Here is a 25,878-nt window from a genome sequence, read left to right as displayed (position 1 = left end):
TACAGACGTGTATAACCAATTATACAGACGTGTATAACCAATTATACAAACGTGTATAATCAATTATACAAGCGTGTATAACATCGTACTCTAACTTAAAATGCCTTCGTACTCTAAGGTAGAGATCAATCGTACTTTAAGTAGGATGTTAACGAGACATTAACTTAAACATAGAAATAAGTTTAAGTTAATGTGTTCGAATAAGTTAATGGGGTAAGAATTAAGTTCATTATTAGTAGTGTATCAATCCCTACTAATAAGAATTATTGGACTTTAATCTTAAGTCTTTTGCTTACTATTAAAGAGTGTTCCCCTCCTTTGGGAATACAACAGAAGGCTTAAACTTCTTAGCCTCCTCAAAATCCATCATTGCATAAGAGATGATGATTACAGTATCACCTACAACGGCTTTACGGGCGGCAGCACCATTGAGACAAACGCAACCGCTTCCACGCTCACCCTTTATAATATAAGTCTCAAGACGCTCACCATTATTATTGTTGACAATCTGCACTTTCTCGCCAGCTATCATATTAGCTGCATCCATGAGGTCTTCATCAATGGTTATACTTCCCATATAATGAAGGTTTGCCTCTGTGATTGTTGCACAATGTATCTTACTCTTTAATACTTCTATTTGCATTTCTTTTCTATCCTCTATATTTAATATGGTCAATCAATCGAATTGGGGTTTTACCGCAATAGACAGTTATACAACCAACGATATTTGATGATTCCTTCCAGTCAGTAACATCAAGAAGTGTGTTACCATCTACGATTGAGAAATACTCTACTTCCAGTCCAGATATAGCATTGATGTCAGATATAACCTTATCTTGAGTTTCCTTTACACTATGGCTTTGAGAGAACTCTATACTTTCCTTCAAGACTCTATAAATGTTGGGAGCGATAGCACGTTCGTCATTCGTAAGCAATGTGTTACGAGAACTCTTTGCTAATCCGTCTTTGTCACGAATGATAGGACATTCAACTATTTCTATATCCTTCTGCAAACCAAGATATTCTACGAGACGTTTAATAACAGCAATCTGTTGCCAATCTTTCTCACCAAAGTAAGCACGGTTAGGACGTGTGATATAGAACAATCGACTGACGATTTGGCAGACACCATTAAAGTGACCGGGACGCTTAGCACCTTCCATCACTGTTGATTGTGGAGGGAAATTGAACTGCCTATTATCAGGCTGTGGATATATTTCATCAACAGATGGGGCAAAGACATAGTTGGCACCGCATTGTTCAAGAAGTACGCAATCGGCATCTAATGTACGTGGATAACGATCCAAGTCTCCCTTATCATTAAATTGCGTTGGATTCAAGAAAACAGAGACAACTGTTACATCATTCTCTTCAACACTTCGCTTAACGAGAGAAGCATGTCCTTCATGTAAAGCCCCCATTGTTGGAACTAATCCTATGGTCTTATTATTCTTTCGCAAAAGGAAAAGCTCATTCTGGATATCAACAATCTTTTTAAATACTTTCATCAGTAATTGATAATTAAACGGCTGCAAAGTAACAACAAAATTATTAAAAAGACGAGAAATAACATGAAATAATGAGAATAAGTAACATATTTCCACCCTTTCTAATTGAAAACAAGCATTATCTCAGTTTTTATTCGTACCTTTGCGAGCAATATAAATTTCTAACATAAAGAATGGGAAAGAAAGTATTATTTGTTAATCAAGAAATCATACCATACGTACCTGAGACAGAAATGTCTCATTATGGTTCTGAGATGCCACACCTTATGCAAGAAGCTGGTTATGAAATTCGTACTTTCATGCCTAAGTGGGGAAGTGTTAATGAGCGTCGTGGACAATTACATGAAGTGATACGCCTCTCGGGAATGAACTTGGTTATAGACGATACTGACCATCCATTGATTATCAAGGTGGCAAGTATCCCGCAGACTCGCATTCAAGTCTATTTCATAGATAATGAAGACTATTTTCAGAAGCGTTCTGCTATGACAAAGGATGAATTAGGCAATGATTATCCAGATAATGGTGAACGTGCAATCTTCTTTGCAAGAGGAGTCCTTGAGACTGTAAAGAAGCTCCGTTGGGCACCAGATATTATTCATTGTCAAGGTTGGATGGCATCTGTTATACCATTCTATGTTAAGACGGCTTACCGTGATGAGCCTCAATTTGCTAACTCAAAAGTAGTAACATCCCTTTTCTCTGAACAACCACAGGATAGTCTTGGGGCTAACTTCAAGAAGTGTTTAGAGTTCCGCGAAGCAAAGACTGAAAGTCTAAAGAAGTATGGGGATAACTTTGACTTTATGGAACTTGGTAAGTTGGCGATCGACTACTCTGATGGAGTTATTAGCACTAGTGAGGGCGTTAATGACGCACTAACTGATTATGCAAAGAATAACGAAAAACAACTTCTTGAGCATGTAGCTAATGATACGGAACTAAAGGGTAAGTATTCAGATTTTTATAACAGCTTGATTTAATGAAAAGAAACTTTATTGTAGCATGCTTACTGGTAGCCTGTTTCGGCATAGTATCATGTGACGATACGACTAATACAATTGGAGGTTCATTAATAGACAACATTGATAAACTCTCTGTAAAAGCTGATACTTTCAATGTAACATCGAAAACGGTATTGGCAGATAGAGTTATTGGGCGTACATCAACTGGATACTTAGGGCGAATGGAAGATCCTGAAACTAGATCAATGGTTACAGGAAACTTCATGGCACAATTCCATGTTTTGAGTGATTATCAATTGCCAAAGGCTGACTCTATTATGAGTCGTGATGCTAATGGAATAATCGCTGACTCATGTGATATACGTTTGTACTATTCTTCTTACTATGGTGATTCTCTTAGTCAGATGAAGCTCACTGCGTATGAGCTACAAAAGCCAATAGAAGAAGGACAGGTTTACTACTCTGACTTTGACCCTGAGGCACAGGGTTATATACGTACAAATGGAATTGCAGTACGACGTTCTTACACCTTATTAGATTATACAGAGGCTGATAGCATTCGTAACAAAAAAGGCTATACACGCAACATTATTATCAGATTGAATAAGCCTTATACCGACAAGAATGGGCAGACATATAATAATTATGGAACCTACTTGATGCGTAAGTATGAGCAAAATCCAATAGCTTTCCGTAATGTATATCGATTCTTGCATGAGATTTGTCCAGGCTTCTACTTTAAGATAGATGGTGGTTCTGGTTCTATGGCACATATTCTGACAGCCCAACTCAATATTTATTTCAAGCATAAAGAGAAAGGAAAGATAAGGGAAATTTCTACCAACCTTATTGGTACAGAAGAAGTGCTACAGATGACTAACTTCTCTAATGACAACACTCGATTACATCAGTTAGCAGTAGAGACTGGGCACACCTATCTAAAAACGCCAGCAGGATTGTTCACAGAATTATCATTACCTATGTCTGACATTTTGTCGGGACATTCTTCTGATTCTATTAATTCTGCCAAGATTGTTTTGTTACGTCAGAACAATACATCAACAAGTAATTATCAATTTGGTATACCAAAGAACATTGTGATGATTCCTTCAGATAGTGTGCAATCGTTCTTTACTAACAATCGTCTTCCAGATGATAAAACATCGTTCTTAGCAACTTATAATTCAAAGCAAAATGCTTATACCTTTAATAATATGGCTGGTATAGTGAGCCTGTTTGCACACCATCAGAATGGTAGTGCTAACTGGGGTAAAGTTATGCTAATCCCTGTTGAAGTACAGACTGTTAAACAAGGTACAGGTGAAAATGCAATAACTAAGATTACGAAGGTTTCCCATGATATGGGGTTATCAAGCACAAAGTTGTTAGGTAACACAGCAGGAACGAATAACATAAAGATCTCAGTTATATATAGCAAGTTCAATGGCAGATAATTTCTTAGAGCGTCATCAGGAGGATTACGAACGTCGTAAAGCAGCTTGGCTTAAGAAAAAGAAGTTGAAGCCTATACATAAGGTAAATTCTCAAGAATACACGATGACCAAAGATAAACGTTAAATATCAATAGTATCGGATATACCAAGCATAGGTATATCCGATTAATGTTTGTTTTGGCATAGCATTTGTTTATATCACATCACTATAATAGGGCTTTATCACCCTTAAATAAGTGAGTTAATAATAAGAAAGGTTTAGGATATGATGAATCAATTTTCCCCGAAAGTCTCGGAAATTCTTTCATTCAGTAGAGAGGAAGCTAAGCGATTGACAAGTAAGTCAGTTGCTCCAGAACATATCATGTTAGCTATCCTGAGAGAGAAGTCAGGACCTGTTTGGGATTTATTCAACCGTTGGGAGGTTAATATAGACTATCTGAAAAGAGAAATAGAAGATAAGATACAAGAGCAGAGTATCGGAACAGATGAGTCTGTTTCGGACTTATTATTGAACGAACAGGCAAATAATATATTGAAGTTGTCTGTTCTCGAAGCACGTTTACAGCATTCGCAGACGGTGGATATTATACATCTTTTTCTCGCAATACTTCATGACTCTTCAAACAATGCTGCAAAGGCTTTGTTAGAAGAGAAAGGTCTTAGTTATAATAATGTTGTAGCATTATTACAACCGCATGCCAATCATCCAAGGAATGGTATTGGGATGGCCGATGAGGATGAATTAGATGATGAAGATATATCATCTTCTTCTAGTTCTAGTAATGCAAAAACAACGCAAGCACCTCGCACAAAGTCTAAGACTCCAGTTCTAGATAGTTTTGGAACGGACCTAACTCAAGCTGCTTTAGATGGTAAGCTTGATCCTGTTGTCGGACGAGAGCGAGAGATTATGCGTGTTAGTGAGATACTTGGTCGCAGGAAGAAGAATAATCCAATTCTTATTGGTGAACCGGGTGTTGGTAAGAGTGCAATCGTTGAAGGATTAGCACAGCTTATTGTAAAGCGTCTTACCTCCCCTGTCCTCTTTGATAAGCGTGTGATGACACTTGACTTAACTGCTGTTGTTGCTGGTACTAAGTATAGAGGACAATTTGAGGAACGTATACGCGCTTTGATAAAAGAGATCGAACAAACCCCAGACATTATTGTCTTCATTGATGAGATCCATACCTTAATCGGAGCAGGTTCCTCCCCAGGTTCAATGGATGCTGCCAACATATTAAAGCCAGCCTTAGCTAGAGGAACGATCCAATGTATTGGTGCGACAACAATGGATGAGTATCGCAACTCTATAGAAAAGGACGGAGCCTTAGAACGTCGTTTTCAGAAAGTTCAAGTCGAGCCAACAACTATAGAAGAGACCTTACAAATCCTTGAGAATATAAAGGATCGTTATGAGGCACACCATCACGTAAAGTACACAGAAGAAGCCTTGAAAGCATGCGTAAAGTATGCAGATCGCTATATTTCTGACCGTTTCTTCCCTGATAAGGCTATCGATATTATTGACGAGGCAGGCTCACGCACTCACCTTCAGCATGTGAAAGTCCCACAGGTTATCCTTGACATTCAGGGACAAATAGAGGAAGCACAGCAAAAAAAGCAAGACGCAGTGAAGAATCAGAACTTTGAACTGGCTGCTGGCTTCCGTGATAAACAGACGGAATTAGAACAAAAACTGAAGGATGAACAGGAGAAATGGCAGAAAGGAGATGATACAGACAAGGTAGAAATCACAGAAGATACTATTGCCGATGTAGTTTCTTTGATGACAGGCGTACCTGTACAGCGTATGCAAGAAGCCGAAGGTATTCGACTTAAAAACATGAATACAGACCTAAAGAAGCTGGTTATTGCACAAGATACAGCTATCGACAAGATGGTAAAAGCCATTCAACGCAACCGCGTCGGCTTGAAAGATCCAAATCATCCAATAGGTGCTTTCATGTTCTTAGGTCCAACAGGTGTTGGTAAAACCTACTTAGCGAAACGTTTGGCAGAGCTAATGTTCGGTTCTTCCGATGCACTAATACGTATTGATATGAGCGAATACACAGAAAGCTTCAATACGTCTAGACTTATCGGTGCACCTCCAGGATATGTTGGATATGAAGAAGGTGGTCAACTTACCGAGAAAGTTCGCCGTCATCCCTACTCTATCGTCTTATTGGATGAGATAGAAAAAGCACATGGCAATGTATTTAATATGCTTTTGCAGGTACTCGATGAAGGAAGATTGACCGATGGTAATGGAAGATTAATCGACTTCCGTAATACAGTTATCATCATGACTTCCAATGCTGGTACCCGACAACTAAAGGAATTTGGGCAAGGTGTAGGCTTTAGAGCAGTAAACTTAAATGGACTCTCCCACAGCGAAAGCGATAAGGAACGTGCACGTAGTATTATTCAGAAGAGCTTGAGTAAGCAATTTGCGCCAGAATTCCTTAATCGATTAGACGAGATTATCACATTTGATCAACTTGATCTCAATGCCATTCTGAAGATTATAGACATTGAACTCCAAGGTTTATTCAAACGTGTTAAAGCACTCGGCTATAACATGGAGATAACCGATGACGCAAAGACTTTCGTAGCAACAAAGGGATACGATGTGCAATTCGGTGCCCGACCATTGAAACGTGCTATACAAAACTATATTGAGGACGGATTAAGCGAGCTAATCCTCTCTAATGAAGTGAAATCTGGTGATACTATTCACATTTCTAAAGAAAAAGATAGCGAAAAGCTAAAGTTCGAAGCGAAATCTCCTACTGCAAAGACAGATGAAGAAACAGCTTCTTGAAGAATGTAAAAGGATTTAATTCAGAAGATATCAACATCAAAGAAATATACTTTCGTGGGGCACGGGCTATACTCCCGTGCCCCACATGTGTATGATCCGTAACTAACGAACGCAACACCATAACAAAAGATACAGAGAATTGTTCGCGAACCCTCCACAAATTATTTGCAAACAATCTATTTTATAGCTTTATGTATTATAAGAAAAACTAAGAATATCTTTTACATTTTGTTTTCTTATTATAGGATAAAATAGAACTCAATAATCATAGATTTTAAAAGGAATATCCGATTTTTGGAAAATGTATATACGTTTTTGCAAAAAAGTAGGTACTTTTTACCTGAATTGAATAGATTTTTATCTGAGAGTAAGCATAATTTTTGTAAACACCTATATATCAAATACTTACAACGAATCTCAAAATTGCTTCAAAATTCGCGTATTTGAGGGAGAATAAGGGTTTGCTGGATAAAAACGCAAGGAGAAGTGTTAAATATGACAATATTTCATTACAAAAAATGATTCGAGTAAATTGGTCTGTTTCCTTATCTAACAGAATCTTACAAATTATCAAAGTTACATTAGACTTTCTATCAAAAGCCAAATATTCAGCATTGTTACGATACCAGCCAATGAATAAAGGAATATCATATTGAGCTTACTATTTGCATATTTCCCCATTACTCGCTTTGAAGATGTTAGTCCTACCTGCAAAAAGACGGTGAAGGGAAGCTGAACAGATAGGAACATTTGTGAGATAATCAAGCCTTTAAAAGGGTCTCCTATAAAGAAAATTATCAAAAGTGCAATACCCAAGGATAAAACAATTCCTACAATAGAGTGAGTATCTTTCGCATTATACGACTCACCGAATAAACCGGAAAAGATACTACCTGCTGCCATTCCGCTTGTAATGGTGCTTGATATGCCGGCTAATAGCAAAGCAATGGCAAAGATATTGGCTGCGTTATTTCCTAATAGAGGCTGTAACATTGCCTGCGCTTGGGATAGTTCTTCAACATGTTGCCCATGAGAGAAGAAAGTTGTTGCTGCTAAAAGTATCATTGCTGAGTTGATTGCCCATCCTACTATCATTGAAAATAGGGTATCAATGAATTCATATTTCAACATGTGTTGAATACGTTCGTCTCCTTTCAAATGAATCTCGCGGCTTTGGACTATCTCGGAATGGAGAAAGAGATTATGGGGCATGACAACAGCTCCCAATACACTCATAATTATCAAGAGTGAACCTTGAGGAACTGTGGGTACAAAAGCTCCTTCTATTGCTGACGGCCAATGAATGTCAACCAAGAAAAGCTCATAAATAAATGAAAGTCCAATCATTGACACAAAACCAATAATGGCACGTTCCATCTTCTTGTAGCTATTTGTAAAGAGCATAATAAGCACAGCCGCCGTAGTAAGCACGGAACCTGTCGGGATGCTCATTCCAAATAGCATCTGCAGAGCTATCGCTCCACCTAATATTTCGGCAAGCGAAGTAGAGATACTCGCAAGAATCGCACTAATAATAATAGGACGCCCAACCCATTTGGGGGCATACTTAACAGCAGCTTCGCTCAAACATAAGCCCGTAACTATACCTAAGTGGGCAACATTATGCTGTAACGCTATCAACATAATAGTTGATAAGGTTACAACCCACAATAAGGCATAACCATATTCCGATCCTGCTGCAAAGTTACTTGCCCAATTTCCTGGATCAATAAACCCAACAGTAACTAATAATCCAGGTCCAATATATTTAAAAATATCCAAGGCACCCAATACATGTGGGTGATCCTTGCGCCTCAAGTCCTTTAAAATATTCTTCATAATTAATAAGTTTCCTGCAAAGTTACATTATCTATACGAGAAAACACCACTCACAAGAAAAGATTTCTTTTTTAATTACATGTAACATACATATAATAAAGAACTTTTCCGCTATAAATCGTCTATAACATCACCTTTAGTAAAAGAACTCCTTAGTAATAATCCAAGGTTATTAGATAGAATAATCATTATCTAAATCTAATAAAACCAATAATCATCTTCAAAACATTAGCAAAAGTAAAATGCCCAACGCTTCACAGCGACAGGCATTCAATCTCAATAGGTATTAGTTGCTTTAAGGTAAAAAGATTGTATTCAGGATAACAGTTGCAAAGATAAGGCATTTTTTTATTTCTCACAAACATTTCCACAACTTTTTTTATTATAAAATATTATTTTTTTTCTTACATATCAGACAATTAACATAACTAAAAATAATTTTCTATATATAATCAAATAGCATAACGACAAACCAAGTATTTCTATCGAAAAAAATAAAAAGATGATTATCTCTACTTTATTTATTTACAGTAGATATTGCTATAAACCAGAAAAAATAAGTAACTTTGCAACAAATAATAAACAAGAATATATGACTACGATAGAGAATAACACTAATGAAGAGAAGCGAAGTTTAAGCTTTGTAGAACAACTGGTAGAGGAAGATCTCGCAGAAGGTAAGAACGGAGGACGCATTCAAACTCGTTTCCCACCAGAGCCAAACGGCTATCTCCACATAGGACATGCAAAAGCAATTTGCATGGATTTTGGTGTTGCAGAACATTATAATGGTGTTTGTAATCTTCGTTTTGATGATACCAACCCAAGTAAAGAGAATAATGAATATGTAGAGAATATCCTTCATGATATTAGCTGGCTTGGATTCAAGTGGGGTACTATCTATTATGCAAGTGACTACTTTGAGAAACTTTGGGACTTTGCTATCTGGATGATTAAGAAAGGTTTGGCATACGTAGATGAACAAACAGCTGAGCAGATTGCAGAACAGAAGGGAACACCAACAACACCTGGTACAGCTTCTCCTTATCGGGATCGTCCAATCAAGGAAAATCTTGCTCTATTTGAAAAGATGAATACCCCAGAAGCTGTAGAAGGAAGTATGGTGTTACGTGCTAAGTTAGATATGGCTAACCCAAACATGCACTTCCGTGATCCTATCATCTATCGAATCATTCAGATACCACATCACAGAACTGGTACAAAATGGCATTGTTATCCAATGTATGATTTTGCTCATGGTCAGAGTGATTACTTCGAAGGTGTCACCCACTCTATCTGTACACTCGAGTTTGTACCACATCGCCCACTCTATGATAAGTTTGTTGACTTCCTCAAAGAGTGTGACGGAACAGCAGACAATCTACATGACAATCGTCCAAGGCAGATTGAGTTTAACCGCTTAAACCTTACATATACAGTAATGTCTAAACGCAAACTTCATACACTTGTTGACGAACATCTCGTTAATGGTTGGGATGATCCACGTATGCCTACCCTATGCGGTATGCGCCGTCGTGGCTATTCTCCAGAGTCAATCCGCAATTTTATCGACTCTATTGGTTATACTAAGTTTGATGCGCTCAATGACGTTGCTTTATTGGAAGCGGCTGTACGTGATGATTTAAATAAAAAAGCAACACGTGTTAGTGCAGTTCTTGATCCTATTAAACTTGTCATTACCAACTATCCAGAAGATAAGACAGAGGAGATGGAGGCTATCAACAATCCAGAGAATGAGGCTGATGGTAAACATACTATCACATTCTCAAAGAACCTTTGGATTGAGCGTGCAGACTTCATGGAAGATGCTCCTAAGAAGTTCTTCCGTATGACTCCTGGTAAGGAAGTACGTTTAAAGAACGCTTATATTATTAAATGTACAGGTTGTACAAAGGATGCAGAAGGTAATATCATTGAGATTCAGGCAGAATATGATGAGAACAGCAAGAGCGGTATGCCTGGTTCTGATCGTAAAGTAAAGGGAACTCTCCACTGGGTAAGTGCTGACCATTGCTTAAAGGCTGAGGTTCGTGAGTACGATCGTCTCTTCAACGTAGAGAATCCATCAGCTGACGAGCGAGACTTCCATGAATTATTAAATCCTCAAAGTCTATCAGTACGCACAGAATGCTATGTAGAGAAGTTCCTTGCAGAGAAGAAACCAGGAGATTATCTCCAGTTCCAACGCACAGGTTACTTTATGCTTGACCCAGATTCCACTGCAGACCACCTTATATTCAATAAGACTGTTGGCCTAAAAGATACTTGGGCAAAGAAGGTCAAAGTTTAATAATCATTAGAAAGTAATTTGGATATACATTTTTATAGCGAAGAATTTAAGCAACTTCTTCATAAATATGAGGAATTGCAAGATAACAATATCAGTGAGTTCCTAGATTCTGAGGAGCTCACTGATATTGCTGAATATTATTGTACTATTGGAAAAGAGGACAAAGCGTTGGAAGCTGTTAATTATGCGAACCATCTTTATCCTACTGCAACAGAGCCATTAGTATTTAAATCTAGAATGGCATTGCTCATTCACAATGATGTTTCGCAAGCGAACGAGATAGCAGAAACGATTGTTGACAAGAGCGATTCCGACTATACGTATCTAAAAGCCGAGATAATGATAGTGGATCATCAGGTGAGTCTTGCTGATCAATATCTACAAGAACAATATGAAAAGTTAATAGATGTCGATAGCAAAGACGAATTTATAATCGATTCGGCTGCTCTTTTCTCCGATTACGAAGAGATCGATTATGCAGAGAAATGGCTTAACCGAACTAGAGATATAGACAATGATGACTATAAGGAGATAAAGGTTCGCATTCTAAAAGGGCGAGGTAAATATAAAGAGGGCGAGACTCTCCTCAACAAACTCATTGATAAGAACCCCTACTCTTATTGGAATCAACTCGCCCAAATCCAATTCTTAAATAATGATATTCAAGGAGCAATTACATCCAGCGAGTATTCCATTGCCATAAATCCTAATGACGAAGATGCTCTTCTTAACAAGGCTAATGGATTATTCTCATTGGATAACTTTGAGGAATCACTAAAGTATTATCAGCTTTACAAACAGACATGTCACAATGCTGACATCAGCGTTATAGATGTAACCATTGGACATATATACCTTATATTAGGTTATCCTATAGAAGCTCAAGACTCCTATCAGCAAGCAATAGCCGAATCATCTAATAAGGATTCCACATTAATCCATGTGGGAATATCGATATTTGATAATGGATATTTCAAGATAGCTTACAACCTCTTTACTTTACTCTTGCCAAAAGTTGGGAAAGATTGGACAGAAGGTTTCGCATATCTTGCACGCTGCTGCTACGAACTTAACAAAACTGAAGAATATAAACAATATCTTCAATTGGCGATAGAGCGAAATCCAGTGGAATGTCAGGATGTATTATCCGATCTTTATCCACAAGGAATGGCGATAAAAGACTATCCAAGTATCAACATTTGAAATAACAATTCTATTAATTAATTCGAACACAATCATGAGTTTTATCACAACCCTACTCGGACACCTTAACTATGGCACCATCTTTCTCTTGATGCTCTTAGAAAGTACGGTCATCCCCGTACCATCAGAGTTAGTGGTTGCTCCTGCCGCTTATCATGCTGCAGGCGGAAATCTCAATATGTGGCTCGTTATCCTCTTTGCAACTTTAGGAGCTGATTGCGGTGCTACAATAAACTATCTTGCTGGATGGTACTTAGGTCGTCCGCTTATTTACAAGTTTGCTAACAGCAAATTGGGGCACATTTGCCTCTTAAATCAAGAAAAGGTTGAAAAGAGTGAGAAATATTTTGATAAACATGGATTGGTAGCAACCATTACGGGACGATTACTTCCCGGTATCCGTCACCTTATTTCGATCCCAGCGGGACTGGCAAAGATGAGCTATTGGCGCTTCATGCTTTATACAACAATCGGTGCTGGTGCATGGCATAGCATTCTCGCAATACTAGGTCATTACATGCATTCTTTCGTTCCAGAAGAACAATTGGATGAAAAGATTCTCGAATATGGAGAATACATTAAGATTGCTCTCATCGCTTTGGTACTCCTCGCATGCGTTTACTTCCTTGCAAAATGGTATATCAAGCGTAAGAAGACCGAAATTAAGAAATAAGTTTCATCTCCAAAGCACATGCAAATCATTAACTTTAAATATTGCGTATCATGAGTGTAAATGAGAAATATATAGAAGAGATAGTACAAGAGCAACTCTTATCTAACGAAGAAGAGCAAGCGCTTGCGGCTAAGATTAAGCTCGGTGATGCCAAAGCTCTAGAGAAATTAACCAAGGCTAATCTCAAATTCGTCGTATCATTAGCACATCATTATAAGAATCAGGGACTAGGAGAAGACGATTTAGTGAGTGAAGGCAACATCGGAATGATGCACGCCGCCCAGAAATTCGATGGAACAAAAGGGATTCGCTTCGTATCTTATGCGGCACCTTACATCAAAAAGGCTATGGAAGAGGCTATAAAAGAACAGACAGCTCTCTATAAATTACCGAAAGATGAGAAGAGTAAATTTGAACGAAAACGCACGCATGCTATATCCATTGACCAGCCCATCCCCGTTGGAAGCAGTAATAACTTTACTCTGCAGCATGTTTTAGAGAATGAGGATGCGCCACAAGCTGACGAACATTTGAACAAAGAACTCCTAAACTTCGAGATTCAGAAAGGATTAAATGAACTGAATGAAAGGGAGAAACGCATTATCATCGCTATATATGGACTGAATGGCACTCATTATACTATGGCTGAAATAGCAGAGAATATGGGACTAAAGCGTGAACGAGTTCGTCAAATTCGCAATAAAGCTCTGCGAAAACTTCATAAGAAGATGAAATAACCCCTATAGAATTTATACAGGGAAATTCGCCCCTTTATCGACCTTATAACATTTGATTTGAATAAATCCACCCTTATTCCTAGCATAATTCTACAAAGGAAAGATATTACTAGATAAGGAAACAGACAGATTTATTCAAATCATTTTTTGTAATGAAATATTGTCAGATTTAACACTTCTCCTTGCGTTTTTATCCAGCAAACCCTTATTCTTCCCCTCAAATACGCGAATTTTGAAGCAAATTTGAGATTAATTATAAGTATCTGATATACAGGTGTTTACAAAAATAATGCTTACTTTCAGATAAAAAATCTATTCAATTCAGGTAAAAAGTACCTACTTTTTTGCAAAAACTGAGGTACATTTCACCAAAAACGGAGGTACGTTTTACTAAAAACGGAGGTACATTTTACCAAAAACGGAGGTATATTTTACTAAAAACGTATATACGTTTTCCAAAAATCGGATATTCCTTTTAAAATCTATGATTATTGAGTTCTATTTTATCCTATAATAAGAAAACAAAATGTAAAAGATATTCTTAGTTTTTCTTATAACACATAAAGTAATAGGGTATATCAAATCACTTCGATATACCCTATCTTTTCTTACTGATCTGATAAAGGAACCATAGCTCCTTAATATTGGAAACTATAGTCTAAGACTCTTCTTAATAGCCTCAATCTTCTTCATTGCGCGCTCTTCACATGCTTTGTAATCGGCTGCTGTATTCATTACATCCTTTACTTCAAGATAGAACTTAATCTTAGGTTCGGTTCCGGAAGGACGAACGCTTACTTTTGTTCCATCAGTACAGAACCATTGAAGAACATTACTTGTCTCAGGCATATCAAGTTTCTCCTTAGAACCATCTGCCTTTGTCAGTTCAAGACTCTGATAATCCTTTGTTAACTCAATAATACTGCCGCCGAGATCCTTAGGAGGATTAGAACGGAAGTCTTTCATCATCTGTTGAATCTCATCAGCACCGCTCTTGCCCGGACGTTCAACGTTGATGGTAAATTCTTTACTATATCCATATTCGAGATAGATGTCCATGAGAATATCGTAAAGTGTCTTACCATGATCCTTTGCATAAGCGCAAATTTCAGCTAAAAGTGAGCATGCACTGACTGCATCCTTATCGCGAACAAAGTCTTCAGCCATAAAGCCGTAGCTCTCTTCACCACCACCAATATACTGCTGCTTACCTTCGGACAATGCTATCTCATGTGCAATCCACTTGAAACCTGTATAACAATCACGCATTTCAACATGTTGCTTCTCGGCAATCTTGCGAATTACCTCTGTTGTAACGATAGTCTTAACGATAAAGTCGGTTGGTTTCATCTTGCCTACTGCCTGACGATTAGTGATGATATACCACAAGAAGATAAGGCAAGTTTGATTACCATTAATGAGAACCCACTCACCATTAGAGTCCTTGCAAGCCATACCTACGCGATCAGCATCGGGGTCGGAAGCCATAAGGATGTCAGCATCTAATGCTTTAGCATCGCGAAGGCCTAAGGTTAAAGCCTCTGCGAACTCTGGGTTAGGGCGATCAACAGTTGGGAAGTTACCATCTTTGATCATCTGCTCTTTCACACAATGAACGTTATCAAAGCCCCAAAGAGCTAATGAACGTGGAATCATGACACGACCTGCACCATGTAATGGAGTGTACACAATCTTTAAGTCGTGCTGATGCTTGATAACTTCAGGGTCAATGCAAATTGTCTTTACCTGATCCAAGTAAGGTTTATCAATATCTTCGCCGATGATTTGAATTAAATTCTTGTTACCATCGAACTTAACATCCTCAATATGTACTTTGTTTACTTCATTGATAATGCCTTTGTCGTGAGGAGCAAGAACTTGCGCTCCATCTTCCCAATACGCCTTGTAACCATTATACTCGCGTGGATTGTGGCTCGCTGTGATGTTTACACCAGCTTGTGCTTTCAAGTAACGAATAGCAAACGAACATTCTGGAGTAGGTCTCAAGTCATCGAATAGATAAACCTTAATACCATTTGCAGAGAAGATGTTAGCTACAGTTTCAGCAAAAAGACGGGAATTGTTACGGCAGTCGTGACAAACAACAACACTGATTTGCTCTTTGTTCTTGAAATTAAGTTTCAAGTAGTTAGCAAAGCCTTGTGTTGCCATACCCACTGTATAGATGTTCATTCGGTTAGAACCAGCTCCCATGATGCCTCGAAGTCCACCTGTACCAAATTCTAAGTCTTTGTAGAAGCTCTCGATAAGATCAGTCTTATCCTCATTCTTAATCATTGACTCAACGGCTGAACGTGTCTCTTCATCAAAAGCAGGAGACAACCACTGCTTGGCTTTACTCTCGCATTCTGCGATAAGTGTTTGGTTATTTTCCATAATTTAAGTCTTACGTATTTACTAATTACTATTTGCAAATATAGGCATTTATTCCGAGAAAACATTTGAGGGTTGATTATTTTTTGTATTTTTGTACCCGTTAATCCTGACGGCTAATATCAGTTAATCAGTTTGGGATGATAAGTATTAATCTTAAAAGATAACTAGAAATGGATTTAAACTTCAGAGGAATACTTCTAGCTATAAGCACGTTTTTGATTATCGGTCTGTGCCATCCTTTGGTAATAAAGACTGAATATTATTTTGGTACTAAGCCTTGGTGGTTATTGCTTATATCTGGAATCGCTTGTTGTGTTGGTGCCCTATTTATTCAGAATATATTTCTTTCAGCTGTACTTGGTGTTCTTGGTGCTTCTCTGCTTTGGGGCATTGGTGAGTTACTAGCACAAGAAAAACGAGTTGCGAAAGGATGGTTTCCTATGAATCCAAAGCGTAAGGAGCATTATAAGAAGATTAATAAAGAAGAAGATTTGTGTCCTATTTGCAAGGAACAAAAGGATAAATAGTACTTATTCATGGTGGTAAGGCTCACCTTTTATTATAGTACAGGCTCTATAGAGCTGTTCTGTAAAGATGAGTCGTACCATCTGATGAGAGAAAGTCATACGTGAAAGCGATATTTTCTCATTAGCCCGTGCATATACATCTTGCGAGAATCCGTATGGTCCTCCGATAACAAAAACAAGTCTTCTAGCTGTATTTTGCTTTTGTGTTAGCCAATCAGCATACTTAAGAGAGGTAAATTCAGAACCATGTTCATCCAATAATACAACCGTATCAGCAGATTGAATCTCCTTTAATATAAGTTCTCCCTCTCTCTGCCTCTGTTGTTCTTCCGTAATATTCTTCGTATTCTTTAGTTCAGGGATAGTCGTTATAGAGAAAGGCATGTAATGCTTTATCCGATTGGTATAATCATCAATCCCTTCTCTGAATATCTTACTTTGTGTCTTACCAACTAAGAGTAATATTGTCTTCATACTTCTTTGCGAATGATTATAGTTTATGCACTTCCTCCCAAATACGCTGTACTGGTAACCCCATGACATTAAAGTAACTGCCATTGATAGATGTTACCCCAACATAGCCTATCCATTCCTGTATTCCGTAAGCCCCCGCCTTATCAAAAGGTTTGAAGTGTTTTATGTAATAATTGATTTCGTCATCACTCAGTTGCTTGAATGTTACATCTGTCGTGACGGAAAAAGAACGGTAACCTGTAGAAGTAAGAAGACATACACCCGTAACAACTTGATGTCTACGACCGCTGATAAGATGTAACATCTTACGCGCATCATCCGCATCCTTCGGTTTACCCAACACCGTATTATCTACTACTACAACCGTATCAGCTGTGATAACCAAGTCATCTTCGGTAATCAATGTTTTATAAACATCAGCTTTCTCCTGTGCAATATATCCTGCAACCTCTACAGCAGGGAGATTATGAGGGTAATCTTCTGCTACATTTGGCAGAACTTTTACCTCAAAATCAAGATCTAATCCAGCCAGTAGTTCCCTACGACGAGGCGAATTACTAGCGAGTATTATATGTTTCTTCATTACCAACCAAATGCTTTTGCGTTCATAACCCAGTTCCCTTGCGCCTTCAGAACTTGCTCTAAGATATCACGAGCCACACCATAACCACCTTTACAATCACTGATATAACATGCGATTTGCTTAATCTCTGCACAAGCATCCTTTGGACAACACGGACATCCAGCACGTTGCATGACTTCATAATCGGGAATGTCATCACCAACGTAGATAATCTCTTCCTCCTTTAAGTCATATTTCTTTAGGAACTCTTCCCATGTTTTAATCTTCATAGAGCAGTTGATATAAACATCTTTCACCCCAAGATATTCATAACGCGAACGCACATTTTCGTTATGACCACCTGTCATAATTGCTAATTGCAAACCATGTTTCACTGCTAATTGTATGGCATATCCATCCTTTATATTAATGGTTCGAACAGGATCGCCCTTCTCATCCATGAGAATTGTACCAGCAGAAAGCACACCATCCACGTCAAAAACAACTGCTTTTATCTTCTTTAAATCGTAGTTTATCATTCTTTTTTATCGTTTGCATGAATATTATTAGAAAGAACCTCATAGATAGCCTGCCAATTAGAGTGTGATTTCATTAGCAACATTTGCTGATCAATCACGTTTTGATCCCATCTAACAGCTGGACCCGTCTGAGCTTCCTTCGGATTCATCGCATGGATTTTCTTTGTAGTTTCATCAATTAGCGGCAACATGACGTCAAAAGGAATCCCATGCTCACCGAGAATATCCGCAGCAACACTATAGCAATAATTACTAAAGTTGCATGCCCAGACCGCGGCCAAATGCAGATATTTCCGATTTTCACTATCAAGTGGAATAACACGCTTTGTAATTATCGCTGCTAAAGTTCGAATATCCTCTTGAACTTCCTCTGAACTTCCTTCTATAAAGATTGGAATATCCTCGAAACTCACATCCCATGTCTTCGAGAAAGTTTGCATCGGATAGAACACACCATAGCGACTAGCGAATCCTTTAAAGCAATCAATCGACATGGAACCTGCCGTATGAAGAAAGAGTTTATCCCCCCTACCCGCGCAAACTTGCGGAATCAATTGGCAAAGAGCACTATCTTTTACAGAGATAATATACGCATCTGCATCATTACGCAAGTCATCAAGATTTGTCAAAGCCTCCGCATTTAGTCTTTCGGCGAGTACACGAGCCGACTCTTCTGTCCTACTAAAAACCTGATTTATTATAAATCCTGCATCGAATAATGCCCTACCTAATTGCGTTGCGAGCCGACCAGCTCCAATCAATGTTATTCTCTTCATGACAACAAAATTAATACATTTCTATGAAAATGTCGCTCTAAGGCATTGTCTTTTTAAAAAGAATTGCTATTTTCGCAGCGTTAATAAAAGGTATATTGATCGTATGAAGTTCCTTGGAATTATCCCCGCGCGCTATTCTTCGTCCCGATTTCCCGGAAAGCCGTTAGCTCAATTAGGCGGAAAACCTGTGATACAGCATGTTTACGAAAGGGCGAAACAGGTGCTAACCGACGTCTATGTGGCTACTGATGACGAACGTATATACAATGTTGTAACTGCGTTTGGTGGAAAAGCGGTTATGACGCAAGCGAATCATCAGAGCGGAACGGAGCGGGCGTGCGAAGCATTGGATAAGATTAAAGGTAAGTTTGATGTTGTTATCAATATTCAGGGCGACGAACCTTTTATTCAAACGGAGCAAATCAGAATGATAATGTCCTGTTTCGATGATGAGCAAACGCAGATCGCAACCCTCGGTATTCCATTAAAGTCTATGCAAGACCTCAGAAACGTCAATAGCCCTAAGATAGTTCTTGACAAAAATAATAATGCGCTCTACTTCTCTCGCTCGGCAATTCCATTTATCCGCGGCATAGAACAAGCGGATTGGATAGGTCACTATCCCTTTCTAAAACACATTGGGCTCTATGCCTATCGAGTTGAAACATTACACGAAATAAGCAAATTGCCCCCCTCATCCTTAGAACTTGCAGAAAGATTAGAACAACTCCGATGGCTACAAAATGGTTATCGTATTAAGGTTTGTATCACAAACATTGAGACGGTCAGTATTGATACGCCACAAGATTTAGAGAGAGCCAAGGAGTATTTAAGGCAAAACGAGCAATAACGTTTTGTAATAGAATATTGCTAATTTCAGCACTTCTCCTTGCGTTTTTATCCAGCAAACCTTTATTCTCCCTCAAATACGCGAATTTTGAGGCAATTTTGAACTTTCTTGTAAGTATCTGATATATAGGTATTTACAAAACTAAGGCTTGCTTTCAGGTAAAAAATCTATTCAATTTAGGTAAAAAGTACCTACTTTTTTGCCAAAACGGAGGTACATTTCACTAAAAACGGAGGTACGTTTTACCAAAAACGGAGGTACGTTTCATCAAAAACGTATATACGTTTTCTAAAAATCGAATATTCCTTCTAAAATTTACGATTATTGAGTTCTATTTTAACCTATAATAGAAAAAATAAATGTAAAGAATATTTCAAATTTATTCTACTATTAGATTCGATAAATTTCAGGTTTGAATCGTAGGAAAATAAAGCACAAAATAACGTCCTCGCCTGTCCGAAATAAATTAAATCTATTGCTGGACGGGCGAGGACGTTAGTATCAATCCTTCTTTTCCGATATAACTTATAAGGTGTTTTCTCTAACCGAATACCTCTTTTCAGTAAACAATTAGAATGGAGGCTTGATCATATCGGCTGGTGGCGGAGGTAATGGACCATCATTCATCTTACTCCCGACAATCTCTCCGCCTATAGGATCATCAGGCAAAGGTACTGCAAATTTGGCATCTTCTGGATTGGCAAAACGAGTATATTCGCCACGGAAGTTCAGGAGAACATCGCCCGTTGCACCCTTACGGTGCTTGGCTATGATGATTTGCGCCATACCATGGAGGTCGTTTCCCTTCTCGTCTTGTAATATATGATAATACTCGGGACGATGAACGAATAGTACCATATCGGCATCTTGCTCGATGGCACCCGACTCACGCAAGTCACTTAGCTGCGGTCGCTTGCCTTCAACTCCCTCACGTTGCTCTACGGCACGGCTCAACTGGGATAGGGCTAAGACTGGAATATTCAACTCTTTGGCAAGACTTTTCAGTGAGCGGCTAATGGTTGATACCTCTTCTTGTCGACTATTGAAGCGCATGCCATTCGCATTCATCAGCTGCAAATAGTCGATCATTAGGACTTCTATGTTATGCTCTCTAACCAATCGGCGTGCCTTTGTTCTCAATTCGAAGATGGATAGACCCGGAGTATCATCAACATAGATAGGTGCGCCTTGCATTTTGCGGATATTAGAATCAAAACGTTCCCATTCGTCTGGGGTTAACTGACCATTGAGAATCTTGTTACCCGGTATAGAACAAACGTTGGATATCAAGCGATTAACCAACTGGACATTATTCATTTCAAGCGAGAAGAAGGCTATCGGCTTACGATAATCAACTGCAATATTCTTGGCAATACTCAATGCGAAAGACGTTTTACCCATGGCAGGACGACCGGCAATAATGATAAGATCGGAAGGTTGCCAGCCCGCTGTAATATCATCCAGCTTGCGGAATCCACTGGGTACACCCGTCAATCCGCCTTCACGATTGGCAGCTTGAAGCAAGAGTTGGTGAGCTTGATCTACGATCGTATCAATTTGTACATAGTCTTGAAGCATGTTCTTTTGAGAAATCTCAAATAATGCTCCTTCAGCTTTCTGCATCAAATCATCCACATCGACTGTCTCATCAAATGCGTCTGTCTCAATCATTGAGGCAAATTGGATGAGCTGTCGAGCTAAAAACTTTTGCGCAAGAATGTGGGCATGGTATTCTATATGCGCGGAAGAAGCCACTTGCGAACTCAATTCAACAATATATGAGGGTCCACCTACCTCTTCTAACGTTCCTTTATGACGCAACTCTTCGGTCACAGTCATAATGTCTACTGGCTTTTCTTGGAGATTTAACGACTGGACTGCCTCATAAATCTTCTGATGACGAGCCTCATAGAATGTTTCGGGCTTTATTATTTCAGATACAACCGTGAAAGCATCCTTATCAATCATAAGGGCACCTAACACTACTTTCTCAATATCAATCGCCTGTGGCTGTAAATGACCAAAGGAAGTATCAATAGGGGCTTGCTGTCCCCTTCTGCTTGTTTTGCTAACTTTTCTTTCTGGCATACGGCGGCAAAATTACAAAAAATATTCCGTTCCCTACATCATTATAACAACGTTTTATTATCTTTGTAAGCAGTTTATAAAATAAAACGCTATGATTTGTTTCCCCTGTTGTAAAATCAATCTTGGTTTGAATATCGTGCGCAAACGCGAAGATGGTTATCACAATCTTGAAACTATTTTCTATCCTGTACCGCTTTGCGATGTTCTTGAGATTAAAAAGATGGATGAAGAGTTCCCATCTGATACGGATTGTGACTTAAAGGTTACAGGAAGTGCGGTTGAATGTGATGAATCGAAGAATCTGGTTGTTAAGGCTTATAATCTGCTTGCAAAAGATTATCAGTTGCCTCGAGTACACATTCATCTATATAAGCGCATACCTATGCAAGCCGGTTTAGGTGGTGGTTCGTCTGATGCTGCTTATATGATTAGACTGTTGGATGAACGCTTCCGTTTGAATATGGGTATTAAAGAGATGGAACGTTATGCCGCTAAGCTAGGTGCTGACTGTGCTTTCTTTATTACTTCAGAGATTGCTTATGCAACAGGTATTGGTAATATCCTCTCTCCTGCCGATTCTGAAAATGGGAATCTTAATGGCTATTATCTCGTTCTTGTCAAACCTGATGTTGCTGTTTCTACTGCCGAGGCTTATGCTTCTATAACTCCTAAGACCCCTGCAAAGTGTTGCCGTGATATTGTCAAGCAGCCTATAGATACATGGCGTGACGAACTTATCAACGATTTTGAAGCTCCTATCTTTACTAATCATCCAGAACTAGCAGCAATCAAGCAAAAACTCTATGATAAAGGAGCACTCTATGCGCAAATGTCAGGAAGCGGTAGCACCATCTTCGGTATCTTTGGTGTGAAGCCAACCGATATCGAACAACATTTTCCTAATATGTTTTCTTACGTTTGCAGATTATAAATACTCACATTATTTGGTAGTTAGCAAAAAAAGAAGTACTTTTGCACCGCTGTCACGAGATGACAGCAATGAATTCAAACCTTATAAATTATTTATTTTTATGGCAACAAAAATCAGATTGCAGCGCAGTGGTCGTAAGAACTATGCTTTCTATAGTATCGTAATCGCTGACGCTCGTGCACCACGTGATGGTAAATTTATTGAGAAGATTGGTACTTATAACCCTAACACCAATCCAGCCGCAGTAGATTTGAATTTTGAGCGCGCATTGTATTGGGTTGAGACAGGTGCTCAACCAACTGACACAGCACGTAACATCCTTAAAGGTGAAGGTGTTTACATGATGAAGCATCTTCGTGGCGGTGTTAAGAAAGGCGCATTCGACGAGGCAACTTGTCAACAGAAGTTCGACGCTTGGAAGCAGACTAAAGTTGCAGCATTCGATGCTGTAGCAAAGAAAGTAACTGACGAGAAAAAGGCTGCTGTTGCTAAGAACCTTGAGGCTGAGAAGAAAGTTAATGAGGCTATTGCTAAGAAGGTTGCAGACAAGAAGGCTGCTGCCGTTGCAGCACAAGCTGAAGCAGCAAAGACTGCTGAAGAGACTACAACAGAGGAAGCTCCTGCAGAGGCTTAATTCTCTTACTCACAATTAAAAGAAAATCCATAGATTCTTTTGAGTCTATGGATTTTCTCTTTATATCCTTTTTTCTTACTCTCTTGTATGAATCAATCAGATATTGAATAAAGGAAGTCAGTTGAAATACTTCAACTGACTTCCTTTATATTACAAACAATCAGATAATATGAATAGATCGTTTGTTTTATATTACTTACTCATCCCCTTATAAGCTTGATTCATACCCTTTACAACTTCATTTGTAATATTGTAAGCAGGGTCAGCATATAAGATATTATCACCGCTCTTTGCAAGGATAATAGCATACTTCTTATCCTTATTGTATTCCTTCAAGTAATTGTGCACACTATCAGAGAGAGCTTTATTATATTTAGCTACTTCGTTCTGATATTCTGCACCCAAACGCTGTTGAAGAGCATCAGCATCCTGTGCTTGCTTCTGAATACTTGCTTGAATCTGTTGAGCCTGAGCCTGGGTGTACTTATTAGCCTGGACATTCTGTTGGAAGTTAGCAGCAGCAGCTTGAATAGCTTTCTGCTTTCCAGCTAATGTGCGTTGGATGTTAGCTTCTTTAGCCTTTATAATCTTAGTTACATCCTTCCAATAAGTATATTGACTCATGATAGAATCAATCTCCACATAAGCAATTTTCTGACTACCAGAGGTTGATGTACTTGCGGTTGTTTCAGGCTGATTCTCTGTTGTATCGTTCTTCTGTGGCTGGTTGTTACATGCAACAAGTGCGAATGTTGTCACAGCCAGCATTGCAATACTACAAAATGTTTTCTTCATTATTGTATATTTAAATGATTATTTTAATAAGCTTTGTTCTTTGCGCGAGCTTCTTTGTCTTGGTCTATTACACATCTAATACCTTTCTCCTTTAAGTAGGCATTGTCTGATATATGTTGTGACTGGAAACTCCCATTCTTCTTTAGTATCACACGCACTCCTAAGAGCAACATGGCAATAGCAATTATTAACAATGAGTATAATAATGTTCCGAGCATTTTCTTTATCTTTGCATTGTTTATCGGCGCAAAGGTAATATAAAACAGCAAGATAACAAAATTAAATATTATTAAATATGGCGAATATAGAATTAAAACCCGCTCGAGTATTCGAGCAGTTTGCGAAAATTAATCAGATACCACGTCCTTCAAAGCACGAAGAGCAGATGATTAAGTATTTACAAGAGTTTGCAAAAGAACGTAACCTCAATGTTAAGGTAGATAAGACGGGGAATGTGCTTATCTCGAAGGCTGCTACGAAGGGTATGGAGCATGTGCCTACTGTTGTTCTTCAGAGTCACATGGATATGGTTTGTGACAAACTTGTTGACGTTGAGTTCGACTTCCATAAAGATGCAATTCAAACTTATGTTGATGGTGAATGGTTGCATGCAAAAGGTACAACTTTAGGTGCTGATGATGGTATTGGTGTTGCGCTAGAGTTAGCTATTCTTGACTCGGATGACATTAAACATGGACCTATCGAGTGCCTCTTTACTCGCGATGAAGAGACTGGCTTAACAGGTGCTTTCGGTTTAGAAGCTAACTTTATGACCGGGAAGTACCTTATCAACTTAGACTCTGAAGACGAAGGTCAGATCTTTGTTAGCTGTGCCGGTGGTAATAGCACAACAGCTACATTCAGTTTTGATCGTGAGCAAGCTCCAGAGGACTACTTCTTTATGGAAGCTAGTTTGAAAGGGTTAGTCGGCGGTCATTCTGGTGATGACATCAATAAGAAACGTGCGAATGCTATCAAAGTCCTTGCACGCTTCCTTTATATGGAACAAAACAAATTGGATCTACGTTTGAGTCAGTGGAACTCAGGTAAGATGCATAATGCAATTCCTCGTGACGGTAAAATACTCTTTGCTGTTCCAGCAACCCATAAGGATGAAGTGAAAGCTGATTGGAACATCTTTAGCAAGAACGTTGAAGATGAATTTCACGTAACAGATACCTCGATGAAATGGTCACTTCAAAGTGCTGATGCAGCATTGGTTATGCCTAAACAGGTTTCTCACAATGTCATCCTTGCTCTTCAAGCTCTTGATAACGGTCCATTGACAAATTGCCAAGATGAGGCTTTAGCCTATATGGTGGAAACATCAAGCAATGTTGCAAGCATTCAGACTTCAGAAGACAAGCTCGTCATCGTTAGTTCACAACGCTCTAACGTTATGAGTAACCTTGAGAACATGACTAACACTGTTCGTGCATGCTTCGAATTAGCTGGAGCCGAAGTTGTTGTAAACGACAGTTACCCTGCATGGAAAATGAATCCTAATTCAGAGTTAGTAAATGTCGCCGTTGAACAGTATAAGAAACTCTTCGGGAAAGAGCCACGTGTCCTAGGTATCCACGCAGGGTTAGAGTGCGGTTTATTCTCCGAGAAGTACCCAGAGCTTGACATGATTAGCTTCGGACCAACATTACGTTATGTCCACACCCCAGACGAATGTCTCCTCATCCCAACCGTCCAAATGGTTTGGGATCACCTGCTAGCCGTTCTGGCGAATATTGATTAGATCAGCACTAAACACTCATCCCTGATATTAATCGTATC

The 25,878-nt window shown here is 38.7% G+C and carries 24 protein-coding genes; 13 read left to right on the top strand and 11 right to left on the bottom strand.

What is annotated here, in order from left to right; translation table 11 throughout:
* Positions 1–298: 298 nt before the first annotated feature.
* The gene (gene panD / locus D464_RS0101350) at positions 299–643 is read right to left on the bottom strand and encodes an aspartate 1-decarboxylase (RefSeq protein WP_009434044.1); all 345 of its coding nucleotides are present in this window, start codon (positions 641–643) and stop codon (positions 299–301) included.
* Positions 644–650: 7 nt separating this feature from the next.
* A complete protein-coding gene (gene panC, locus D464_RS0101345; protein ID WP_018909809.1) occupies positions 651–1,508 on the bottom strand; it encodes a pantoate--beta-alanine ligase in 858 nt (285 codons plus the stop codon).
* 173 nt (positions 1,509–1,681) lie between these two features.
* On the opposite strand from panC, the gene D464_RS0101340 reads away from it, so the two are divergent.
* The 4 genes from D464_RS0101340 to D464_RS0101325 all read left to right on the top strand — a co-directional run bounded on the left by D464_RS0101340 (position 1,682) and on the right by D464_RS0101325 (position 6,757).
* Positions 1,682–2,491, top strand: a complete 810-nt coding sequence (locus tag D464_RS0101340; RefSeq protein ID WP_004383621.1) for a glycogen/starch synthase — start codon at positions 1,682–1,684, stop codon at positions 2,489–2,491.
* Complete coding sequence (locus D464_RS0101335; protein ID WP_018909808.1) at positions 2,491–3,927, top strand: DUF4270 domain-containing protein; 1,437 nt, start codon at positions 2,491–2,493, stop codon at positions 3,925–3,927. The genes D464_RS0101340 and D464_RS0101335 overlap by 1 nt, the downstream gene beginning before the upstream one ends.
* A complete protein-coding gene (locus D464_RS0101330) occupies positions 3,917–4,051 on the top strand; it encodes a hypothetical protein (protein WP_018909807.1) in 135 nt (44 codons plus the stop codon). Before D464_RS0101335 ends, D464_RS0101330 begins: the two co-directional genes overlap by 11 nt.
* 141 nt (positions 4,052–4,192) lie before the next feature.
* Positions 4,193–6,757, top strand: coding sequence for an ATP-dependent Clp protease ATP-binding subunit (locus D464_RS0101325; RefSeq protein WP_018909806.1), 2,565 nt, complete (start codon positions 4,193–4,195; stop codon positions 6,755–6,757).
* 576 nt (positions 6,758–7,333) lie between these two features.
* Here the strand turns inward: D464_RS0101325 and D464_RS0101320 are convergent.
* Complete coding sequence (locus D464_RS0101320) at positions 7,334–8,596, bottom strand: Nramp family divalent metal transporter (protein ID WP_018909805.1); 1,263 nt, start codon at positions 8,594–8,596, stop codon at positions 7,334–7,336.
* A 592-nt stretch (positions 8,597–9,188) separates the two neighbouring features.
* Here D464_RS0101320 and D464_RS0101315 point away from each other — a divergent pair.
* The 4 genes from D464_RS0101315 to D464_RS0101300 are packed head-to-tail and all read left to right on the top strand — an operon-like array spanning position 9,189 to position 13,520.
* Complete coding sequence (locus D464_RS0101315; RefSeq protein ID WP_018909804.1) at positions 9,189–10,907, top strand: glutamine--tRNA ligase/YqeY domain fusion protein; 1,719 nt, start codon at positions 9,189–9,191, stop codon at positions 10,905–10,907.
* 18 nt (positions 10,908–10,925) lie between these two features.
* Positions 10,926–12,110: a tetratricopeptide repeat protein gene (locus D464_RS0101310; RefSeq protein WP_018909803.1), complete on the top strand. Its 1,185-nt coding sequence runs from the start codon at positions 10,926–10,928 to the stop codon at positions 12,108–12,110.
* A gap of 34 nt (positions 12,111–12,144) precedes the next feature.
* Entirely contained in the window at positions 12,145–12,783 is a 639-nt protein-coding gene (locus D464_RS0101305; protein ID WP_018909802.1) for a DedA family protein, read from the top strand.
* Positions 12,784–12,833: 50 nt separating this feature from the next.
* Positions 12,834–13,520: a sigma-70 family RNA polymerase sigma factor gene (locus tag D464_RS0101300; protein WP_018909801.1), complete on the top strand. Its 687-nt coding sequence runs from the start codon at positions 12,834–12,836 to the stop codon at positions 13,518–13,520.
* 651 nt (positions 13,521–14,171) lie between these two features.
* Here D464_RS0101300 and D464_RS0101295 read toward each other — a convergent pair.
* Positions 14,172–15,917 (bottom strand): phospho-sugar mutase, encoded by a 1,746-nt coding sequence (locus D464_RS0101295; RefSeq protein ID WP_018909800.1) that lies wholly within the window; start codon positions 15,915–15,917, stop codon positions 14,172–14,174.
* Positions 15,918–16,087: 170 nt separating this feature from the next.
* On the opposite strand from D464_RS0101295, the gene D464_RS0101290 reads away from it, so the two are divergent.
* Positions 16,088–16,444 (top strand): DUF4491 family protein, encoded by a 357-nt coding sequence (locus D464_RS0101290; RefSeq protein ID WP_004383605.1) that lies wholly within the window; start codon positions 16,088–16,090, stop codon positions 16,442–16,444.
* A gap of 3 nt (positions 16,445–16,447) precedes the next feature.
* On the opposite strand, the gene rlmH is transcribed toward D464_RS0101290, so the two are convergent.
* The 4 genes from rlmH to D464_RS0101270 are packed head-to-tail and all read right to left on the bottom strand — an operon-like array spanning position 16,448 to position 18,795.
* The gene (gene rlmH, locus D464_RS0101285) at positions 16,448–16,918 is read right to left on the bottom strand and encodes a 23S rRNA (pseudouridine(1915)-N(3))-methyltransferase RlmH (protein ID WP_018909799.1); all 471 of its coding nucleotides are present in this window, start codon (positions 16,916–16,918) and stop codon (positions 16,448–16,450) included.
* A 16-nt stretch (positions 16,919–16,934) separates the two neighbouring features.
* Positions 16,935–17,501, bottom strand: coding sequence for a Maf-like protein (locus D464_RS0101280; RefSeq protein WP_018909798.1), 567 nt, complete (start codon positions 17,499–17,501; stop codon positions 16,935–16,937).
* Positions 17,501–18,019 (bottom strand): KdsC family phosphatase, encoded by a 519-nt coding sequence (locus D464_RS0101275; RefSeq protein ID WP_004383602.1) that lies wholly within the window; start codon positions 18,017–18,019, stop codon positions 17,501–17,503. Before D464_RS0101275 ends, D464_RS0101280 begins: the two co-directional genes overlap by 1 nt.
* Positions 18,016–18,795, bottom strand: coding sequence for a Rossmann-like and DUF2520 domain-containing protein (locus D464_RS0101270; protein WP_018909797.1), 780 nt, complete (start codon positions 18,793–18,795; stop codon positions 18,016–18,018). The genes D464_RS0101275 and D464_RS0101270 overlap by 4 nt, the downstream gene beginning before the upstream one ends.
* Positions 18,796–18,898: 103 nt before the next feature.
* Here D464_RS0101270 and kdsB point away from each other — a divergent pair, with 103 nt between their 5' ends.
* Positions 18,899–19,645, top strand: a complete 747-nt coding sequence (gene kdsB, locus D464_RS0101265; protein ID WP_024985854.1) for a 3-deoxy-manno-octulosonate cytidylyltransferase — start codon at positions 18,899–18,901, stop codon at positions 19,643–19,645.
* 570 nt (positions 19,646–20,215) lie between these two features.
* On the opposite strand, the gene dnaB is transcribed toward kdsB, so the two are convergent.
* Positions 20,216–21,733, bottom strand: a complete 1,518-nt coding sequence (dnaB, locus tag D464_RS0101260) for a replicative DNA helicase (RefSeq protein WP_004383599.1) — start codon at positions 21,731–21,733, stop codon at positions 20,216–20,218.
* A 91-nt stretch (positions 21,734–21,824) separates the two neighbouring features.
* Between dnaB and ispE the strand changes: the two genes are divergently transcribed.
* Together ispE and D464_RS0101250 are read left to right on the top strand one after the other, a co-directional pair.
* A complete protein-coding gene (gene ispE / locus D464_RS0101255) occupies positions 21,825–22,664 on the top strand; it encodes a 4-(cytidine 5'-diphospho)-2-C-methyl-D-erythritol kinase (RefSeq protein WP_018909795.1) in 840 nt (279 codons plus the stop codon).
* A 100-nt stretch (positions 22,665–22,764) separates the two neighbouring features.
* On the top strand, positions 22,765–23,298 hold the full coding sequence (locus tag D464_RS0101250; RefSeq protein WP_018909794.1) for a 30S ribosomal protein S16: 534 nt from the start codon (positions 22,765–22,767) through the stop codon (positions 23,296–23,298).
* A gap of 192 nt (positions 23,299–23,490) precedes the next feature.
* Here D464_RS0101250 and D464_RS0101245 read toward each other — a convergent pair whose 3' ends face one another.
* Together D464_RS0101245 and D464_RS0101240 are read right to left on the bottom strand one after the other, a co-directional pair.
* Positions 23,491–24,093, bottom strand: a complete 603-nt coding sequence (locus D464_RS0101245) for an OmpH/Skp family outer membrane protein (RefSeq protein ID WP_018909793.1) — start codon at positions 24,091–24,093, stop codon at positions 23,491–23,493.
* 23 nt (positions 24,094–24,116) lie between these two features.
* Complete coding sequence (locus D464_RS0101240) at positions 24,117–24,311, bottom strand: hypothetical protein (RefSeq protein WP_018909792.1); 195 nt, start codon at positions 24,309–24,311, stop codon at positions 24,117–24,119.
* A 77-nt stretch (positions 24,312–24,388) separates the two neighbouring features.
* Between D464_RS0101240 and D464_RS0101235 the strand changes: the two genes are divergently transcribed.
* On the top strand, positions 24,389–25,840 hold the full coding sequence (locus tag D464_RS0101235) for an aminoacyl-histidine dipeptidase (protein WP_018909791.1): 1,452 nt from the start codon (positions 24,389–24,391) through the stop codon (positions 25,838–25,840).
* Positions 25,841–25,878 lie beyond the last annotated feature (38 nt).

Source organism: Prevotella veroralis DSM 19559 = JCM 6290, assembly GCF_000377625.1.
Lineage (GTDB): Bacteria > Bacteroidota > Bacteroidia > Bacteroidales > Bacteroidaceae > Prevotella > Prevotella veroralis.
Note: the sequence above shows the minus strand (reverse complement) of the source record. Positions and strands in the feature narration are given on the sequence as shown.

Bases quoted from the DNA above. Each gene is read 5' to 3' on its own strand.
- panD (WP_009434044.1), bottom strand. From the start codon at position 643: ATGCAAATAGAAGTATTAAAGAGTAAGATACATTGTGCAACAATCACA.
- panC (WP_018909809.1), bottom strand. From the start codon at position 1,508: ATGAAAGTATTTAAAAAGATTGTTGATATCCAGAATGAGCTTTTCCTT.
- D464_RS0101340 (WP_004383621.1), top strand. From the start codon at position 1,682: ATGGGAAAGAAAGTATTATTTGTTAATCAAGAAATCATACCATACGTA.
- D464_RS0101335 (WP_018909808.1), top strand. From the start codon at position 2,491: ATGAAAAGAAACTTTATTGTAGCATGCTTACTGGTAGCCTGTTTCGGC.
- D464_RS0101330 (WP_018909807.1), top strand. From the start codon at position 3,917: ATGGCAGATAATTTCTTAGAGCGTCATCAGGAGGATTACGAACGTCGT.
- D464_RS0101325 (WP_018909806.1), top strand. From the start codon at position 4,193: ATGATGAATCAATTTTCCCCGAAAGTCTCGGAAATTCTTTCATTCAGT.
- D464_RS0101320 (WP_018909805.1), bottom strand. From the start codon at position 8,596: ATGAAGAATATTTTAAAGGACTTGAGGCGCAAGGATCACCCACATGTA.
- D464_RS0101315 (WP_018909804.1), top strand. From the start codon at position 9,189: ATGACTACGATAGAGAATAACACTAATGAAGAGAAGCGAAGTTTAAGC.
- D464_RS0101305 (WP_018909802.1), top strand. From the start codon at position 12,145: ATGAGTTTTATCACAACCCTACTCGGACACCTTAACTATGGCACCATC.
- D464_RS0101300 (WP_018909801.1), top strand. From the start codon at position 12,834: ATGAGTGTAAATGAGAAATATATAGAAGAGATAGTACAAGAGCAACTC.
- D464_RS0101295 (WP_018909800.1), bottom strand. From the start codon at position 15,917: ATGGAAAATAACCAAACACTTATCGCAGAATGCGAGAGTAAAGCCAAG.
- D464_RS0101290 (WP_004383605.1), top strand. From the start codon at position 16,088: ATGGATTTAAACTTCAGAGGAATACTTCTAGCTATAAGCACGTTTTTG.
- rlmH (WP_018909799.1), bottom strand. From the start codon at position 16,918: ATGAAGACAATATTACTCTTAGTTGGTAAGACACAAAGTAAGATATTC.
- D464_RS0101280 (WP_018909798.1), bottom strand. From the start codon at position 17,501: ATGAAGAAACATATAATACTCGCTAGTAATTCGCCTCGTCGTAGGGAA.
- D464_RS0101275 (WP_004383602.1), bottom strand. From the start codon at position 18,019: ATGATAAACTACGATTTAAAGAAGATAAAAGCAGTTGTTTTTGACGTG.
- D464_RS0101270 (WP_018909797.1), bottom strand. From the start codon at position 18,795: ATGAAGAGAATAACATTGATTGGAGCTGGTCGGCTCGCAACGCAATTA.
- kdsB (WP_024985854.1), top strand. From the start codon at position 18,899: ATGAAGTTCCTTGGAATTATCCCCGCGCGCTATTCTTCGTCCCGATTT.
- dnaB (WP_004383599.1), bottom strand. From the start codon at position 21,733: ATGCCAGAAAGAAAAGTTAGCAAAACAAGCAGAAGGGGACAGCAAGCC.
- ispE (WP_018909795.1), top strand. From the start codon at position 21,825: ATGATTTGTTTCCCCTGTTGTAAAATCAATCTTGGTTTGAATATCGTG.
- D464_RS0101250 (WP_018909794.1), top strand. From the start codon at position 22,765: ATGGCAACAAAAATCAGATTGCAGCGCAGTGGTCGTAAGAACTATGCT.
- D464_RS0101245 (WP_018909793.1), bottom strand. From the start codon at position 24,093: ATGAAGAAAACATTTTGTAGTATTGCAATGCTGGCTGTGACAACATTC.
- D464_RS0101240 (WP_018909792.1), bottom strand. From the start codon at position 24,311: ATGCTCGGAACATTATTATACTCATTGTTAATAATTGCTATTGCCATG.
- D464_RS0101235 (WP_018909791.1), top strand. From the start codon at position 24,389: ATGGCGAATATAGAATTAAAACCCGCTCGAGTATTCGAGCAGTTTGCG.